This is a genomic window from Ruegeria sp. BJ3 (assembly GCF_056535665.1).
The window spans coordinates 1,239,929-1,256,971 of record NZ_JBQFIT010000001.1; the positions used below are offsets into that span (position 1 = coordinate 1,239,929).

Sequence of the window (17,043 nt, forward strand, 5' to 3'; positions counted from 1 at the left end):
TGTTACGCGGCTGGATGATACGAAAGTGGCCCGGGGTCGCAAGTCCGGCGCGCTGTGGTGGCCAAAAATTGCCAGTCGAAAGAAAAAGGCCGCGCAATGCAGCGCGGCCTTTGAGATTAACAGACCTGATCGGATCAGGCTTTGGGTTCGTCTTCCTCGGTCGTAGCATCGGCGGCAACCAGTTCTTCGTCTTCCGAAGCGGCCGAGCCGATGTCGTCGAACAGTTCCGCGATTTCAAAATCTGCGGCGGCCTCTTCTTCAGCGGCCAGTTCCTGGATCGACTTGCCCGATGCCTGAAGTTCGGCTTCTTCTTCCGAGCGGGCAACGTTCAGTTTTATTTCGACTTCGACTTCGGGGTGCAGCTTGACGGAAACCGTGTGCAGACCCAGCTCTTTGATCGGCGAGACCAGAACGACCTGCTTCTTGTCAACAGTGAAGCCAGCAGCGGTCGCGGCATCGGCTGCGTCACGCGGGGTGACCGAGCCGTACAGCGCACCGGCGTCCGATGCCGAGCGAATCACGATGAACTGCTGACCGTCCAGCTTTTCAGCCAGAGCTTCAGCTTCTTTCTTGGTTTCCAGGTTGCGGGCTTCCAGCTGTGCTTTCTGGGCTTCGAACGAGGCGATGTTGGCCTCGGACGCGCTCAGCGCTTTGCCTTGCGGCAGCAGGAAGTTGCGGGCGTATCCGGGCTTGACGTCGACGACATCGCCCATCTGACCCAGTTTCGCAACGCGTTCCAGAAGGATAACTTGCATATCAGTCTCTCCTTACTTCACGGCGTAGGGCAGCAGGGCGAGGAAGCGGGCGCGCTTGATGGCGCGGGCCAGTTCACGCTGCTTCTTTGCCGAAACGGCGGTGATGCGCGAAGGCACGATCTTGCCACGCTCGGAAATGTAGCGCTGCAGCAGACGGGTGTCTTTGTAGTCGATCTTCGGCGCGTTTTCGCCCGAGAACGGGCAGACCTTGCGGCGGCGGAAAAACGGTTTTGCGGCCATGATTTGGTGTCCTTTCCTCAGGCGTTGATCAACGGCGCTCGCGGCGGCCATCGCGCTCATCGCGCTTCTGCATCTGGACCGAGGGGCCCTCGGGATGTTCGTCGACCTTGATGGTCAGAACGCGCATCACGTCTTCATGCAGGCGCATCAGGCGCTCCATTTCCTGAACGGCGCCCGACGGTGCGTCGGTCTTCAGGAAGGCATAGTGGCCCTTGCGGTTTTTGTTGATCTTGTAGGCCATCGTTTTGACGCCCCAGTACTCGCTGTCGACGATCTTGCCGCCGTTGTCAGCCAATACGGTGCCAAAGTGTTCGATCAGGCCCTCGGCCTGCGCGTTGGACAGATCCTGACGCGCGATCATTACATGCTCATACAGTGGCATGTTCACTCCTGTTTATATCAAGGCGCATTTCATAGGCGGGGCCAGCAACCCTTCGCGACCCTGCCACGAGAGGCTGCGCGGTTCATGCGTATTGCGAAGGATGGCCCCGTATACACGTTTCTGGATGGGGGGCAAGCCCTGCCATGAATGCCTTTCTCACGCCGCCCAATTACCTTTGGGCTGCCCAAATCCTGACGCTTTTCGGCTTGAGGTTGTTTGCAAGCCCGGCGTTACCCGGGGGGTCTAAAGAAACTTGGACAGGGCAAAAGCGATGGCCGTCATGAACACGAACACATTTCAACAGTCCGCAGCCGGCGCAGCATACGACAAATCCGTGCCCGTGCTTATTTCCTTTGCACCGAATTGGAAGGCCCGGTTGGTCCTGTTCCGTGTGCTGGGTGCATTTCTGATCGTATCGGCCTTTTCGATGTGGCTGATGCCGGGTTCGGTCATCGGGGCCGACGTCTGGACCATCAAGCTGGTCGCATCGCTGATGTTCCTGATCCTCGGGGTGAGCCTGCTGACCATCGAGGTTCTGGATCCGCGTCCCGACGCATATTTCGACCCGATCCGCCGCGAAGTTCGGGTGCTGCAGAAGAACGAAAACGGGCGTCCGCAGACCGTACTGCGCCGCAGCTACGATACGTTGGGCGGAGCCCGGTTCGTGGACGACCAGGTTGAACTTTTTGAAGTCGATGGCAGCCTTCTGATGAAGCTGCCGCTGGAATCGGCGGATGTCAGCCGAGCGCTGAAAGGGCAACTCAGCGGAAGCGTAACAATTTTCGCCTGAATTTTATTCTGTTCATTGAGGAACAGAATTTGTGAGAGAATGAAGGTTGTGTGCCGCCCATGGGCGGCACATCTTTGTTTTGGAGCAACCCAACCGGTTTGCGCTTTGAAAACTTTCGGAGATTGTCATGAAATCCACCCTTATTGCAGCAGCAATTGCCACGGCGGCGACCTCGGCCATCGCGGCCCCGGAAAAATACGTTCTGGACCCAAGCCACAGCCAGGTTGTTTTCAGCTACGACCATCTTGGCTTTTCGACCACCACCGGCATGTTCTCGGGTTTCGAGGGCGAAATCATGTTTGATCAGGAAGATCCAGCAGCGTCGAGCGTGACGGTTTCGATGCCCGTGGTCGAGATGATCACCGGCTGGAAACCCCGTGAAGATCATTTCATGTCCGAAGATTTCTTCGCGGCGACTGCCGAGGAAATGGTGACATTTACCTCGACCTCGATCGAGGTGACGGGTGAGAACACCGCAAAGATCACCGGGGACCTGACCTTGAATGGTGTGACCAAGCCAGTGGTTCTGGACGCCAAGCTGAATCAGGTCGGCGAGCATCCGATGGCGGGCAAGCCTTGGGCCGGGTTCGATGCCACCACCACCCTGGTGCGCAGCGATTTCGAACTGGGCAAGTTCGCGCCTTTCGTCGGAGACGAAGTTGCCATCGCGATTTCGATCGAGGCGCAGAAGGCCGACTGAGCCGGACTTCAGAACTACAGAAACCGCCGGTGGCCGATGCCCCGGCGGTTTTTTCGTGTCGTCGGCTTACTGAGCGTTGCGTGTTGCCGTCAACTCGACCGAAACGGTGACGGCGAAGGCCAGCGAATCCTCTTTCGGCATCGATTGGCCAACCCCGAAGTCGAGGCGGTTGAGGTCCACCGTGCCGGACATTTTGGCAGTCTCGCCTTGGATGTCCAAAGAGAAGGGCAATACAACGTCCAGTGTTTGATCGCGGATGGTCAGCGGTCCCCTTGCTTCATACCCCGTTTCGGTTTTGTAGATCTCGGCATCGAACTTGGCCGTCGGGAATTGCGCCTTGTCGAAGAAATCAGCCCCCATGGCCTGATCGGTCACGGTACCCAGGCTCAAAGATCCGATGGAGACCGTGACCTCTGCCGACCCGGCCGGACCGGGTTCGACGGGGTCGTCAAAGGTGATTGCGGCGGTCCAGTCTGAAAACTGACCGGTAACCGGGTTGCCCAGTTGTGTGATCGTGATGGCAAGCGTGCCTTCTTCCACCTGCCAATCCGATTGAACGGCCGCCAACTCGGCCGTTGCAACCTCGGCATCAGGCTTGTCTGAAAAACTGCCGGTCAGCAGGCCGGCTGACAGAACGCCAACCCAGACAAGCCCAGCAGCTGCGGCGGGAACCATCGAGTGCTTCTGTTCCGGCGGAACCGGCGCAGAGGACGCCCCGGGCAACATTCGCCGCAAAGTACTGTCCTTGTCGATGACGTGGTGTTTCAGTGCTCCGGCGATGTGCAGGGTCAAAGCTGCGACGAGAACCAGCATGAAAAGCCAGTGCAGCGTTGCCATCACCTCGGCCAGATGCTCGGACTTCGGCACCAGTGGCAGGTTCTGCCCAAATGGCCAAAGGATGGGCGCGAAGCCTTCGGTGGCAGCGTGGTCGATCCAACCAGACAGCGGAACCAAAACCAAGGACCCGTACAGCAGCCAATGGACCGTCTCGGCCGCAAAGGCCTCGGGCTTGTTGTCGGCGTTCAGCAGTCCAGGCTTGGTTTGGGTGAGCGACCAGAGAATGCGTGCCAGCGCAACGAAGAAGACGGTGATCCCAACGGTTTTGTGCAGGGAAAACAGCCGTGCGGCTTGGGCAAGATCGGCCTCGGTGGTGGGGATGGTCGGGTCATAGATTGCATGGGCCAGGTTGTTGGCGAACCACCCCAAGGGCAAGGCGGTGAAGATCAACAATGCGGTCAGCCAGTGGAATGTCTTGGTCACGCTGCCATAGCTGACATTGGTGTTGGTTAGGGACATCGATCTTGCGCTCCGGGTTTTCTGCTGTGGCCAAGGTAACCGTGTGACGCACATAGACAATAGCGTGTGGCGCACAGACCCGGTGCCGTCACGCAGAGTGCAGGCAGTGCTTGTGCCGGACCCTCACTCGGTTTACACCCCGGCGCAACCTAACGTCATCCAAGAGGTTGCAATGACACTTGCGTTCGTTTTTCCGGGGCAGGGCGCCCAGACCATCGGCATGGGCAAGGCGCTGGCCGACGCTTATCCGGCCGCCAAGGCCGTGTTTGACGAGGTGGACGAAGCGCTGGGCGAAAGCCTCAGCAGCCTGATCTGGGATGGCGATATCGAGACCCTGACTTTGACGCAGAACGCGCAGCCGGCGTTGATGGCCACATCGATGGCGGCGATGCGCGCGCTTGAGGCCGAAGGGGTCGATGTGACACGGGCCGCCTTCGTGGCCGGTCATTCGCTGGGCGAATACTCGGCCCTTGCCGCAGCCGGCGCGCTGAGTGTCGCGGACACTGCTCGCCTTCTTCGCACGCGCGGTCAGGCAATGCAGAGCGCCGTCCCAGTGGGCGAGGGTGCGATGGCCGCGATCCTGGGGCTCGACCTGGACGCCGTGCGAGCCGTGGCCGAAGAGGCCGCACAGGGTGAGGTCTGCCAGGCAGCCAATGACAATGACCCCACGCAGGTCGTGGTTTCGGGTGCCAAGGCCGCTGTTGAACGCGCCGCTGAAATCGCCAAGGAAAAGGGCGCCAAGCGCGCTGTGATGCTGCCGGTCAGCGCTCCGTTCCATTGTGCCCTGATGCAGCCTGCCGCCGACGTGATGGCCGAAGCTCTGGCGGGAGTCGAAATCAAGGCGCCGGCGGTTCCGTTGGTTGCCAATGTCCGCGCCGAGGCGGTGACCGATCCCGACCTGATCCGGCAATTGCTGGTCGAGCAGGTTACCGGTTCGGTCCGGTGGCGCGAATCCGTTCAGTACATGGTGGCGCAGGGTGTGACCGAAGCGTGGGAGATCGGTGCAGGCAAGGCTCTGTCGGGCATGATCCGCAAGATCGACCGGTCCGTGGCCTGCTCCGCCGTTGGTACGCCGGAAGACGTTCAAAAAGCGCTGCAGGCAGGCGATTAACTCAAAGCTGGTCCGACAGGACACTCGAAAAGGATACCGGTATGTTTGATTTGACTGGAAAATGCGCCCTTATCACCGGGGCTTCGGGCGGGATCGGGGGCGAGATTGCACGCACCTTGCACGCCGCAGGGGCCACTGTGGGCCTGTCGGGCACGCGCGTCGAACCGCTGCAGAAGCTGGCGGATGAACTGGGCGAGCGCGCTCATGTCCTGCCGTGCAATCTGGGTGACCCCGAGGCCGTGGCCGCGTTGCCGAAACAGGCCGCCGATGCCATGGGCGCTGTTGATATTCTGGTCAACAACGCAGGCATCACCCGCGACAACATCTTCATGCGCATGTCCGACGAGGAATGGCAGAGCGTGATCGACGTGAACCTGACCGCCACCGCCAAGCTGTGCAAAGGCGTTCTTCGCGGCATGATGAAGGCGCGTTGGGGCCGCATCATCAACATTTCGTCCGTTGTCGGTGCAACAGGCAACCCGGGTCAGGTGAACTATGCCGCGTCCAAGGCGGGCATGGTCGGCATGACCAAATCGCTGGCCTACGAGGTCGCGAGCCGTGGCATCACCGCCAATGCCGTCGCGCCGGGTTTCATCACGACCGCGATGACCGACAAGCTGACCGATGAGCAGAAATCCGGCATCCTGACGCAAGTTCCCGCCGGTCGGATGGGCGAGCCATCTGAAATTGCGGCGGCCGTTCTGTACCTTGCAAGCCCCGAAGCGGGCTATGTTACCGGAACCACCTTGCATGTGAACGGCGGCATGGCCATGTTGTAGGCGCAGCCAGGGGCAGATGCGAAAGCGTTTGCCTCTTGCGTCGTCTGTGCTATAGGCGGCGCATGTAATCAGGGGCCGGTCGTTCAGGTCGGCCTTCTACTTTCCCGGAGACCCGGGACCCAAACCGCCCGGATCGGGCAAACCAAGGCCACCCCGAGCGGGCAAGGGCAGAACCGGGCAGACCGCCCTGAAATGGAATGAGGAATAGACATGAGCGACGTCGCAGATCGCGTTAAAAAGATCGTTGTTGAGCACCTGGGTGTTGAAGAGGACAAAGTCACCGAGAACGCGTCCTTCATCGACGATCTGGGCGCGGACAGCCTGGACACCGTTGAGCTGGTCATGGCTTTCGAAGAAGAGTTCGGCATCGAGATCCCCGATGATGCAGCCGAGACCATCCAAACCTTCGGCGACGCCGTGAAGTTCATCAGCGAAGCTTCCTGATCGCTTTGAATTTGACCGAAAACGGCGCTTCCGGGCAACGGAAGCGCCGTTTTTTTTTGCCCGCTCGAATTCCCGCTTGCCTCGTGGAAAATCGGTTTGCACTGTTTGCGATGAGGCAACAAAACACCGGGTAAGGGCATGAAAAGATCCGCCCCGATGATCAACACCGCGCGCCTGATGATGTGCGCAATGCGTCCCGAGGACTTTGAAAGGTTCGCGGAGATTTGGCGCGACCCCTGCGTGGTGCGCCATATCGGCGGCAAACCCCGTACCCGTGGCGAGGCGTGGGACGCGTTCCTGCGCAATGCGGGACACTGGCAGATGGCTGGGTTCGGGCAATGGGCCGTGTTCTTGCAGGCGAATCGCAAATTGATAGGTCAGGCCGGGTTCTTTTACGGCAACCGCTGTCTGGGAGAGGATTTCGACACCTTCCCCGAGGCCGGTTGGGTGTTGGCGCCCGAGGCGCATGGCCTGGGATACGGGCACGAGGCCGTTCAGGCCGCGCATGACTGGTTCGACCGGATCATGCCCGGGCCCTTGGTGTCGATGATTGACACGGATCATGAGGCCTCGCAAAAGCTGGCGGCCAAGCTTGGATATAAATTGCTGCGCGAGACAGAGTATCGGGACAGCCCGGTGAAACTGTTTCGCCGCGACGGCCCTCCAGCCCGGAACTGAAACGCTTCTTTTTTTCGCGGTGCCGCAAACGGATCGCCGTTTGCCGAAACTGAGAAACGCGAACTTGCGCGCGACCAGTATGCTATCATGGATATCCGGAACGATTGAGCGGAGGAGTGTGCTCATGAGGGTTTATCCTACAATGGAATTGCAGAATGGCCGCTGTGTCACGCTGGACAAGGGCCGTCTGGACGAGCCGATGATCTGGCATGTCGATCCGGTGGAAACTGCCCAAGGCTGGGCCGCCGCAGGTGCCGAGTGGATGCACCTGACCGATTTCGACGCGATCGAGGGGCGGGACACGAACTCTGCGCTTGTCGAACGGATCATCCGCAGCGCCGAGCTGCCTGTTCAACTGGCGGGCGGGTTCCGCTCGCGCGAGCAGGTCGAGCGTTGGATCGACAAAGGGGCGGGCCGCATCGTGATCGGCACCCTGGCGGCGCGTGATCCTCATCTGTTCAAAGAGTTGGCCAAGCTATACCCAGACCAGATCGTGTTGGCCGTGGACGTGTGGCAGGGCTACGTGATGACGGACGGCTGGCGCACCCAAAGCGCGTTCACCCCGGAGGCTTTCATCGAAGCGTTTGCCGATGCTCCACTGGCTGCCATTCTGGTCACCGATATCGACAGCGACATGGTGGATGTCGAGGCGCAGCTGGGCCTGATTTCGGGGCTGGCCGCGCATTCGCGCACACCGGTGATCGCCAGCGGCGTCGTGCGCAGCAGCGACGACATCTCGCGTCTGGCCTACATTCCCAATATCTCCGGTGCGTTGGTCGGACGGGCGCTGTTCCGCAAGACGGTCGACCTGTCCGAGGCATTGGCGGTAGCCAAAACCGCCCATGAACCAGTGGCACAGTTCCAGTAACGCAGCCTAATCCATCCGAGCCGCCCCAGACAGGTCGTCGGGGGCGACCCGCGTAGTTCTCCTCTGGCCGGGCGCGGCGTATGGCGCGGGGGCAGGCGGCAAGCTGCCGGTGCGGAATACGCTGTTGCTCTTGCCCCCGGACCCCGGGCCGGGGTATGAGCGTTTCTCAAACAGGAAGCAGGCAAGAGGCATTTCATGCGCAGAGTCGTTGTAACCGGTCTGGGATTGGTCACTCCACTGGCCAGTGGGGTCGAGGAAACCTGGTCGCGGCTGCTGGCCGGAGAGTCAGGTGCCGGCCCGATCACCTTGTTCGATGCCGAAGCCGCAGGGGTCACCACGACCTATGCCTGCGAGGTGCCCCGCGGTGACGGGACCAACGGGACCTTCAACCCCGATGACTGGATGCCGCCCAAGGAACAGCGCAAGATCGAGGATTTCATCCTGTATTCGATCGCTGCCGCCGAGATGGCCTGCAAGGACGCGAACTGGTTGCCCGAAGACGAGGAAGAACGTCTGCGCACCGGCGTGCTGATCGGGTCGGGCATCGGTGGTCTGGGCTCGATCGCTGAAACCGCCAACCTGATCCGTGACAAGGGTCCGCGCCGTGTGTCGCCCTTCTTCATCCCGGGCGCGCTGATCAACCTCGCGTCGGGTCAGGTCTCGATCCGCTTTGGCTTCAAAGGGCCGAACCACTCGGTGGTGACCGCCTGTTCGACCGGTGCCCACGCGATCGGCGATGCCAGCCGTATCATCCGGTCGGGCGATGCCGACGTTATGATCGCCGGCGGCGGCGAGGGCTGCATCTGCGAGATCGGTATTGCCGGTTTCAACGCATGCAAGGCGCTGTCGACCAAATATGCCGACAACCCCAAGGCCGCCAGCCGCCCCTATGACGTCGACCGCGACGGTTTCGTGATGGGCGAGGGCGCCGGTATCGTTGTTCTGGAAGAATACGAGCATGCCGTGGCCCGCGGCGCCAAGATCTATGCCGAGGTTCTGGGCTATGGGATGTCGGGCGATGCCTATCACATCACCGCGCCGGCCGAGGATGGTGACGGGGCCGAACGTTCGATGAAGGCAGCGCTACGCAGCGCAGGGCTCGAGCCGAAGGATCTGGACTATATAAACGCGCATGGCACCTCGACCATGGCCGACACGATCGAGCTGGGTGCCGTTGAACGGCTGCTGGGCGAACATGCCAGCAAGGCGACGATGAGTTCGACCAAATCGGCCACAGGACACCTGCTGGGGGCCGCGGGCGCGATCGAGGCGATCTTCTCGATCCTTGCGATCCGCGATCAGGTCGCCCCGCCGACGATCAACTTGGACAATCCGGCGGTGGAAACACCGATCGACCTTGCGCCGAATGCCAAGCGCGAGCGGGAAATCAACGTGGCGCTGTCGAACTCGTTCGGTTTCGGCGGCACCAATGCCAGCGTGATTTTCGGGAAAGCATCATAAATGTGGCGGGCTCTGGCATCCAATGCGCTTACCTTTCTTGTGGTCGCCATGTTTCTTCTTGGCGGTGTGATCCTTTGGGGGCAATCGCAATATAAGGCCGAGGGCCCGCTCGATACCGCCATTTGCCTTCGGGTGAAGGGTGGCTCGAACATGAACAAGGTCAGCCGTGACCTGGAAGATCAGGGCGCGATCAGCAGCGCAACGATCTTTCGTATGGCGGCAGACTACACCGACAAGTCGCAGCAGCTGAAGGCGGGTAGTTTCCTGATCCCCGAAGGCGCATCGATGGCGGAAATCATCGACGAAGTCACCCGCAGCGGCGCCAGCACATGCGGAACCGAGGTCGAGTACCGCATCGGTGTGACCCGCACTCAGACACGCGTACGTGAGCTGGACCCTGCAACCTTGAATTTCGTCGAGGTCGCGTCTTTTGTCGTTGGTGAGGACGAAGTTCCTGAAGTCTATCAGGAAAAGCGGAATCAAGCCGATACGCGATACCGTGTGTCCTTGGCCGAAGGTGTCACCAGTTGGCAGGTCGTTGAGGGGCTGAAGGCCGTGGATGCCCTGACCGGAGAGGTCTCGGAAATTCCGCCGGAAGGCATGTTGGCCCCGGACAGCTACGAAATCTCACCCGGTGATGAGCGCACGGCTTTGTTGCAAAAGATGCAGGACCGGCAGCAAGAGCGGATTGCGCGGGTTTGGGAGACGCGTCAAGAGGGGTTGCCCCTGTCCAGCCCTGAAGAAATGCTGATCCTCGCCTCGATCATCGAGAAGGAGACAGGCATTCCGGAAGAGCGCGGTCAGGTTGCCAGTGTCTTTGTTAACCGCCTGAAGCAAGGCATGAAGCTGCAGACAGATCCCACGGTGATCTATGGCGTGACCAAGGGTCAGGGTACGCTGGGCCGAGGCCTTCGCCGCAGCGAGCTTCGGCGGAACACGCCTTGGAACACCTATTTGATCGACGGGTTGCCGCCCACGCCGATTGCCAATCCGGGCCTGGCCAGCTTGCAGGCTGCCGTGACTCCAGACGAGACCGACTTCGTGTTCTTCGTCGCAGATGGAACCGGCGGCCATGCCTTCGCCAAGACGCTGCAGGAACACAACCGAAACGTTGCCAAATGGCGTGAGATCGAAGCCGAGCGGAACAATTCGGGTAACTGATCCGCTCGCTGGTTGAAATCAGAGCCAGCAAAAATCAGGCGGACGACCCACCTGATTTATGAAAAGGCAAAATCTTGGAAAAAGACTGCGCGCATGGAGACATGCGCGCAGTTTTTTATGCGGCCGATTTGCGGCGCGGATGGCGCCGGCGGTTGGCGGGGCCGTTTGTGCCCTGCGGTTTCGGGCCACGGCGTCGATTGCGCTGGCGACCGCCGGGCTTGGCGGCTTCTGCGGCTTCGGGTGCCGTTCCACTGGCGACCGGGATCTCGATCTTCATCAATTTTTGAATCTGACGCAGCAGATCAAATTCATCCGGTGCGCAGAAGGCGATGGCTTCGCCTTCACGGCCGGCCCGAGCGGTGCGGCCAATGCGGTGCACATAGTTGTCAGGAACGTCCGGCAGGTCGTAGTTGATGACATAGGCCACCCCAGGAATGTCGATGCCACGGGCTGCCACGTCGGTGGCAACCAGAACTGTGATTTCGCCGGCGCGGAAGGCCTTGATGGCGCGATCCCGCTGGCCCTGGCTCTTGTTGCCATGGATCGATGCTGCGTTGTAGCCGTCAGCCACCAACCCTTTCATCAGCTTTTCCGCACCATGCTTGGTCCGGGAGAACACAAGCGTCAGGGCGTCGGTATCACGCGAAAGGATCTCGCGCAGCTTGGCGGGTTTTCCCGGCTTTTCAACGAAATGCACCGACTGGGTGATCTTGTCGGCCGCCTTGCCCGGGGGCGAGACCTGCACCCGTTGCGGGTTGGTCAGGTAGGCGCGGCTGAGTTCCTCCATCTGCTTCGGCATGGTGGCCGAGAACAGCATGGTCTGGCGCGGAGTGCCCAGTTGCGGCGCGATTTTGCGCAGAGCGTGGATGAAGCCGAGGTCTAGCATCTGGTCGGCCTCATCCAGAACTAGGTGCCGAACCGAGCCGAGATCGACCGCGCCACGCTCCATCAGGTCGATCAAACGACCGGGGGTCGCGACAAGAATATCGGTCCCGCGCGACAGAAACATGATCTGTTTGTTGATCGACTGTCCGCCGACAACTGTGGCCACACGCAGTTTCGTCTTTTTGGTAAGCGTGCGGAGGCTGTCAGCGATCTGGTTCACCAGTTCGCGAGTGGGAGCCAGGATCAACGCCTTGGCGGTTTTGGGCGCCGGTTTGCCGGGTTGCGCCAGAAGGTGGTCGATCAACGGTAGGCCAAAGGCCAGCGTCTTGCCGGTGCCGGTCTGTGCAAGGCCCAGAATGTCGTGTCCTTCCAGAGCCAACGGGATGGCCTGGTTCTGGATCGGTGTGGGTTGTGTGAAATTTGCGCGCTTGAGCGCGTCGTTCAGAGCCGGCGCGAGGCCGAGCATGTCGAAATCGAACAAGTCGTCTTCCTTTGTGATCCGCGCCGGCATTGGCCGTGCGCGAACAAGAGTAGCTGGCCGTGCGGATTGCACGACCGGCAGGGAGTGTGCGCAGCCTCAGGATTTGCGGGCGAGTCCCGCAACATCCGGCTTTTGCGTCAAGAACCCTGCGTGAATGGGAACTGGGAAAATTGGGCGCTATCTCGGACCTCGGTTCGGTCCGCGTGCTCACGCGGCAGCGCTGTGGCGTAAATGAGCGCTGCTGAGGCGAATGTCAAGCCGACACCGGCAGTCAAGGCTGCCGGTGTCCTATTCGTTGCAAATGGATGTTCAACGACGAGGCGGTGGGGCGGCGGCAGCCAGCGCCTTTTCGACTGCCTGTGCGGTGGAGGGGTGCCCGGCCTTGGACAGGCACGAAGCAATTATACCCGCGTCAGGGCGCTCGGGGCGCTTGCCGGGCTTGGGACGATCGCCCAGGCAGCTTTGGAGCGCAGATTGCGGAACGCCAATCTCGCTGGCGATCTTGCCAAGATCAGGTCCGCGGTGCCCTGTCTGAGCCTGCGCCACTGTGCCGAAGAGCATCAGGCCTCCCAGACAGATTACCGAGACATAGCTGAGGGGATGGTACATTTTTTGTCCTTCAGAAGTTTTTCGTATGTTTGCGGTTCTTGGTGTTTATGCAGATTGCGTGTGCAATCCGTTTTTGAAACGCACGACGGGAATTACTCCGTCGCGGAAATCTTGCCGATCACAGAATTGGTTGCGGTCCCTGATCTGGATTAGGATTTTGTTAACACTGGCAGTGCGTTACTTGTTGCGCGCTGTTGCGTCGGAGCTTGACTGAGCGCCCGATTTCGCGTATAAGTTGTGTCATGCTAGAAGAAGTGGGCAACGGCCCCGGGGCGACCCGGCGGCCGTTTTTCATTTCTCTCGTGCGGAGATCACTCACGCATGAGGTCACAGGCAAACATGACTTTGATTACCCCGGAAGAGCGGATGTCCCGGACGGCCGAGCTGTTGCAGTCGTTGGAGGTGTCCATTCGCGGTTTGCGGCAAGCGGCGGAAGACCTGCGCAAGCGGATCGAGACCGGGGAGGATGCAGACCTGGCGAGTTCAGCCAGACAACTCGGGCAGCTAGAGGGGCTGATCCGGAGTTGCCAGAAAGTGGAGACAAGCTTTGTCGAACAATGTCACAGACAAGCGGGAATTGCCCAAGGGGGCTATGCGCTCGACCTGGAGCGGGCCCGATCTGAGATCGGGTGCCGATTGGCTCGCCTCCGCGCCTGCTGCGGTGCGGGACATATTTCTGAGTGAGATCGGGGAGGGGGGGCTATGTGCCCTCCCTTTCCTGTTCGAGTTCTGGGCGCTGCCGCATCAGCTGCCGCCCGAGGGCGACTGGCGGTCATGGGTGATCATGGGCGGGCGTGGCGCGGGCAAGACGCGGGCCGGGGCTGAATGGGTGCGATCCATGGTCGAAGGGGGCAAACCTTTCGACGAGGGTGAGGCCCGGCGCGTGGCGCTGGTGGGCGAGACCTTTGACCAGGTGCGCGACGTGATGATCTTTGGCGACAGCGGGATCATGCAGTGCTCTCCGCCCGACCGGCGGCCGCAGTGGAAGGCGTCGGAACGCAAGCTGGTCTGGCCCAACGGGGCCGAGGCTCAGGCCTTTTCGGCGAATGACCCCGAGGGGCTGCGAGGGCCGCAGTTCGACGCGGCTTGGGTCGATGAACTGGCCAAGTGGAAAAAGGCGGGCGAGACCTGGGACATGCTGCAATTCGCGCTGCGACTGGGCGAGCGGCCGCGGGTCTGCGTCACCACGACGCCGCGCAACGTGAAGGTTTTGAAAGATCTGCTGGCGGCGCCGTCCACGGTGATGACCCATGCGCCGACGGAGGCGAACCGGGCCAACCTGGCGGAGTCCTTTCTGGAGGAGGTGCGCGCGCGCTATGCCGGCACGCGGCTGGGGTGGCAGGAATTGGACGGTGTGCTGCTAGCCGATGCCGAGGGGGCGTTGTGGACCGGCTCGATGCTGGATGCGGCGCGGGTCAAGGCGCTGCCCGAGCTGGACCGCGTGGTGGTGGCGCTGGACCCCGCGGTGACCGGCGGTTCGGGGGCCGATGCCTGCGGGATCGCGGTGGTCGGCGCGCAGGTGCAGGGGGCGCCCGAGGACTGGCGCGCCTATGTGCTGGCCGACCGGACGGTGCAGGGTGTTGGCCCGGCGGGCTGGGCGCGCGCGGCGATTGACGCGATGGACGAATTCGGGGCCGAGCGGCTGGTGGCCGAGGTCAATCAGGGCGGGCAGTTGGTCGAAGAGGTGGTGCGGCAGGTGGACCCTCTGGTCCCGTTCCGGGCGGTGCGGGCCTCGCGCGGGAAGGTGGCGCGGGCCGAGCCGGTGGCGGCGCTGTATGAGCAGGGGCGGGTGTTCCATGTGGCCGGGCTGGAGGCGCTGGAGGAGCAGATGTGCCAGATGACCGCGCGCGGGTTCGAGGGGCAGGGCTCGCCCGACCGGGTCGATGCGCTGGTCTGGGCGTTGCATGAGCTGATGGTGGGGCCGGCGGCGGATTACCGGCGGCCCCGGGTGCGGGTTTTGTGATCAGCCCTTAGGTTTTTCGAACTTTGCGAAGCCCTCGGCATAGTCGGGGTGCCAGCGCGAGAGGGCGGGGCGGTTGTGGATGATGTCCTCGGCAGCCCATTGAACGCGACGGCGGTCGCGTTCGGCGTCGACGTCGTTGTCGGGGCAGAGGATGTAGAAATCGCCCTGGGCCATGCGGTCCAGGAAATAGTCGACGGTCTGCTCGCTGGTCCAGGCGGCGGCGGGCTTTTCGGGTAGGAATGACGCGACCATGCCAGTATAGGTAAAGCCCGGAACGAAGAGATGCGCGGTGATCGGCGCGCCGGCCTCGCGAAGCTCGTGCGCGAGTTGTTCGGTCAGTGTTTTGACGGCGGCCTTGGAAACGTTGTAGCCGGGGTTGCCCGGCGGGGTGGTGATCCCCTGCTTTGACCCGGTGTTGATGACGACCGCCGGGCGGTCAGCCTCGATCATGCGGGGCAAAAAGGCTTGGACGCCGCGCAGGACCCCCAGAAAGTTCACGTCGAGAATTTTCTGCCAGTTGTCGAATGACTCCCACGCTTTCGTCGGCAGGCTGATCCCTGCGTTGTTCATCAAAACGGCGACCCGCCCAGCGGCGAAAGCTGTGTCGGCCAGGTTTTCGATGTCGGCTTGAGAGGTGACATCCGTCGGCACCGCAGTGATGTTTGCCGCGTGAAAGCCAGCTTTGAGGTCTTTCGTTGTTTCGTCGAGCGCCTGTCCGGGCAGGTCGGCCAGTATCAAGTCCAGCCCGGCTTGGGCAAAACGCTGTGCCGCGACGCGCCCGACTCCGCTGGCGGCGCCGGTCACGACGGCGATCCCGCCGGTTTCAATTGCACGTTTGTACATGACTGGTCCCTCCTGACAGACTGACGACGAGGGTAGCGCATTTCTGGTTGATGCCGAGGTAAAACCTGAAGGCATAGGCTCCGACGCCGTTGCGCAACCGCCGTACGCCCCATTCCCGAGGCTTAAAGACCTTTCCGTCATAACTCCTTTCAACAAGCCGGGCAGAGCGGCGGCAGAAAGGAGCATCTGGACATGGTATTCGATTTCTTGCGTCGTGGATCGGCTGAGAAGGTCCCCGAGGCAAAAGCAAGCGCGGCAGGGCCGGTGGTGGCCTGGCAGACCGGCGGACGCGTGGCCTGGAGCCCGCGTGACACCGCCTCGCTGACGCGCACGGGGTTCTCGGGCAATCCGGTGGGGTTCCGGTCGGTCAAGCTGATTGCCGAGGCCGCGGCGGCGCTGCCTTTGGTTCTGCAGGACGACGCGCAGCGGTACGAGACGCACCCGGTTCTGCGCCTGATGCGCCGGCCGAACGCGGCGCAGGGCAAGGCCGAGCTGCTGGAGGCGCTGTTCGGGCAGCTGCTGCTGTCGGGCAACGCATATGTCGAGGCGGTGCAGGCCGAAGGCGGGTTGCCGGTTGAACTGCACGTGCTGCGCTCGGACCGGATGAGCGTGGTGCCGGGCGCCGATGGCTGGCCCAGGGCATATGACTATACCGCCGGGGGCAAGACGCATCGTTTCCCGGCCGAAGCCATCTGCCACATCAAGTCGTTCCACCCGCAGGATGACCATTACGGGTTCTCGCCCCTGCAGGCGGCGGCGATGGCGATCGACGTACACAACAGCGCCTCGCGCTGGTCGAAATCGCTGTTGGACAACGCTGCGCGGCCCTCGGGCGCGCTGGTGTGGAAGGGCGGCGACGGACAGGGCGTGATGGCCGAAGAGCAGTTCCGCCGCCTGAGCGACGAGATCGAGGCGAACTATCGCGGGGCGCGGAATGCCGGGCGTCCGATGGTTCTGGAAGGGGGGCTGGATTGGAAACCGATGGGCTTTTCCCCCTCGGACATGGAGTTTCAGAAGACCAAGGAAGCCGCCGCCCGCGAGATCGCGCTGGCCTTCGGTGTCCCGCCGATGCTGCTGGGGATCCAGGGTGACGCGACCTATTCGAACTATCAGGAGGCCAACCGGGCGTTCTATCGCCTGACCGTTCTGCCCCTGGTGACGCGGGTGGCGGCGGCGTTGTCGGACTGGCTGTCGGACTTTACCGGCGAAGACCTGATGCTGAAGCCCGATCTGGACCAGGTGCCGGCGCTGGCGGCAGAACGCGATGCGCAATGGGCGCGGGTGGCCAATGCCGATTTCCTGACCGATGCCGAGAAGCGTACTCTGCTGGGCCTGCCGGTGCTGGCGGAGACGGCGGATGGCTGACACGCCGGGATATCCGCCCTTTGACTGCGCGCCGGGTCTGCGCCTGGCCGCGCATGAAAGGGTGGCCGAGATCCAGCACGCGCATCTGTGCAGGCGGCTGGATCAGATCGAGGAGATGATGGAGCGGCTGGAGCGGCGGTTGTGGCTGACGGTCTATGGCGTGGCGGCGGTGATCCTGGCGCAGGCGTTCCAGTCATTCCTGACGGTGGCGCCATGAATTCAGCGGCTTACG

The 17,043-nt window shown here is 61.9% G+C and carries 19 protein-coding genes; 12 read left to right on the top strand and 7 right to left on the bottom strand.

Translation table 11 applies throughout. The annotated features are described in order from the left end of the window. Positions 1–134 precede the first annotated feature (134 nt). The 3 genes from rplI to rpsF are packed head-to-tail and all read right to left on the bottom strand — an operon-like array spanning position 135 to position 1,377. Positions 135–755 carry a 50S ribosomal protein L9 gene (gene rplI / locus ACR3EL_RS06220; protein ID WP_170338059.1) on the bottom strand — a complete coding sequence of 207 codons (621 nt, stop codon included), beginning with the start codon at positions 753–755 and terminating at the stop codon, positions 135–137. A 12-nt stretch (positions 756–767) separates the two neighbouring features. After that, positions 768–995 carry a 30S ribosomal protein S18 gene (gene rpsR, locus ACR3EL_RS06225; RefSeq protein ID WP_005608650.1) on the bottom strand — a complete coding sequence of 76 codons (228 nt, stop codon included), beginning with the start codon at positions 993–995 and terminating at the stop codon, positions 768–770. A gap of 28 nt (positions 996–1,023) precedes the next feature. Further along, a complete protein-coding gene (rpsF, locus tag ACR3EL_RS06230; protein ID WP_093962413.1) occupies positions 1,024–1,377 on the bottom strand; it encodes a 30S ribosomal protein S6 in 354 nt (117 codons plus the stop codon). A 280-nt stretch (positions 1,378–1,657) separates the two neighbouring features. Here rpsF and ACR3EL_RS06235 point away from each other — a divergent pair, with 280 nt between their 5' ends. Beyond that, positions 1,658–2,167 carry a hypothetical protein gene (locus ACR3EL_RS06235; protein ID WP_244952357.1) on the top strand — a complete coding sequence of 170 codons (510 nt, stop codon included), beginning with the start codon at positions 1,658–1,660 and terminating at the stop codon, positions 2,165–2,167. Positions 2,168–2,294: 127 nt separating this feature from the next. Beyond that, positions 2,295–2,867 (top strand): YceI family protein, encoded by a 573-nt coding sequence (locus tag ACR3EL_RS06240; protein ID WP_170338063.1) that lies wholly within the window; start codon positions 2,295–2,297, stop codon positions 2,865–2,867. 66 nt (positions 2,868–2,933) lie between these two features. Here the strand turns inward: ACR3EL_RS06240 and ACR3EL_RS06245 are convergent, their stop codons facing one another. Beyond that, positions 2,934–4,163: a cytochrome b/b6 domain-containing protein gene (locus ACR3EL_RS06245; protein ID WP_170338065.1), complete on the bottom strand. Its 1,230-nt coding sequence runs from the start codon at positions 4,161–4,163 to the stop codon at positions 2,934–2,936. A gap of 172 nt (positions 4,164–4,335) precedes the next feature. On the opposite strand from ACR3EL_RS06245, the gene fabD reads away from it, so the two are divergent. The 7 genes from fabD (at position 4,336) to mltG (ending at position 10,665) form a co-directional block, all read left to right on the top strand. After that, positions 4,336–5,274 (top strand): ACP S-malonyltransferase, encoded by a 939-nt coding sequence (fabD, locus tag ACR3EL_RS06250; RefSeq protein WP_170338067.1) that lies wholly within the window; start codon positions 4,336–4,338, stop codon positions 5,272–5,274. A gap of 41 nt (positions 5,275–5,315) precedes the next feature. Continuing rightward, a complete protein-coding gene (gene fabG / locus ACR3EL_RS06255; RefSeq protein WP_170338069.1) occupies positions 5,316–6,053 on the top strand; it encodes a 3-oxoacyl-[acyl-carrier-protein] reductase in 738 nt (245 codons plus the stop codon). A gap of 210 nt (positions 6,054–6,263) precedes the next feature. After that, a complete protein-coding gene (locus ACR3EL_RS06260) occupies positions 6,264–6,497 on the top strand; it encodes an acyl carrier protein (protein WP_005982462.1) in 234 nt (77 codons plus the stop codon). A 138-nt stretch (positions 6,498–6,635) separates the two neighbouring features. Then, complete coding sequence (locus ACR3EL_RS06265; RefSeq protein WP_480720845.1) at positions 6,636–7,175, top strand: GNAT family N-acetyltransferase; 540 nt, start codon at positions 6,636–6,638, stop codon at positions 7,173–7,175. Between the two features lie 124 nt (positions 7,176–7,299). Then, positions 7,300–8,043, top strand: a complete 744-nt coding sequence (locus ACR3EL_RS06270) for a 1-(5-phosphoribosyl)-5-[(5-phosphoribosylamino)methylideneamino]imidazole-4-carboxamide isomerase (RefSeq protein WP_093962407.1) — start codon at positions 7,300–7,302, stop codon at positions 8,041–8,043. 195 nt (positions 8,044–8,238) lie between these two features. Next, complete coding sequence (gene fabF, locus ACR3EL_RS06275; RefSeq protein ID WP_170338075.1) at positions 8,239–9,504, top strand: beta-ketoacyl-ACP synthase II; 1,266 nt, start codon at positions 8,239–8,241, stop codon at positions 9,502–9,504. Further along, entirely contained in the window at positions 9,505–10,665 is a 1,161-nt protein-coding gene (gene mltG / locus ACR3EL_RS06280; protein ID WP_170338077.1) for an endolytic transglycosylase MltG, read from the top strand. A 115-nt stretch (positions 10,666–10,780) separates the two neighbouring features. On the opposite strand, the gene ACR3EL_RS06285 is transcribed toward mltG, so the two are convergent. After that, the gene (locus ACR3EL_RS06285; RefSeq protein ID WP_480720848.1) at positions 10,781–12,031 is read right to left on the bottom strand and encodes a DEAD/DEAH box helicase; all 1,251 of its coding nucleotides are present in this window, start codon (positions 12,029–12,031) and stop codon (positions 10,781–10,783) included. Between the two features lie 309 nt (positions 12,032–12,340). Further along, the gene (locus tag ACR3EL_RS06290) at positions 12,341–12,640 is read right to left on the bottom strand and encodes a hypothetical protein (protein WP_480720850.1); all 300 of its coding nucleotides are present in this window, start codon (positions 12,638–12,640) and stop codon (positions 12,341–12,343) included. A 592-nt stretch (positions 12,641–13,232) separates the two neighbouring features. Between ACR3EL_RS06290 and ACR3EL_RS06295 the strand changes: the two genes are divergently transcribed. Further along, positions 13,233–14,603, top strand: coding sequence for a DNA-packaging protein (locus ACR3EL_RS06295; RefSeq protein WP_480722456.1), 1,371 nt, complete (start codon positions 13,233–13,235; stop codon positions 14,601–14,603). On the opposite strand, the gene ACR3EL_RS06300 is transcribed toward ACR3EL_RS06295, so the two are convergent. Further along, positions 14,604–15,446, bottom strand: coding sequence for an SDR family NAD(P)-dependent oxidoreductase (locus ACR3EL_RS06300; RefSeq protein ID WP_480720852.1), 843 nt, complete (start codon positions 15,444–15,446; stop codon positions 14,604–14,606). Positions 15,447–15,638: 192 nt separating this feature from the next. On the opposite strand from ACR3EL_RS06300, the gene ACR3EL_RS06305 reads away from it, so the two are divergent. Next, positions 15,639–16,811 (top strand): phage portal protein, encoded by a 1,173-nt coding sequence (locus ACR3EL_RS06305; RefSeq protein WP_480720854.1) that lies wholly within the window; start codon positions 15,639–15,641, stop codon positions 16,809–16,811. Then, the gene (locus tag ACR3EL_RS06310; protein ID WP_093962401.1) at positions 16,804–17,028 is read left to right on the top strand and encodes a GTA head formation protein, RCAP_rcc01685 family; all 225 of its coding nucleotides are present in this window, start codon (positions 16,804–16,806) and stop codon (positions 17,026–17,028) included. The genes ACR3EL_RS06305 and ACR3EL_RS06310 overlap by 8 nt, the downstream gene beginning before the upstream one ends. Positions 17,029–17,043 lie beyond the last annotated feature (15 nt).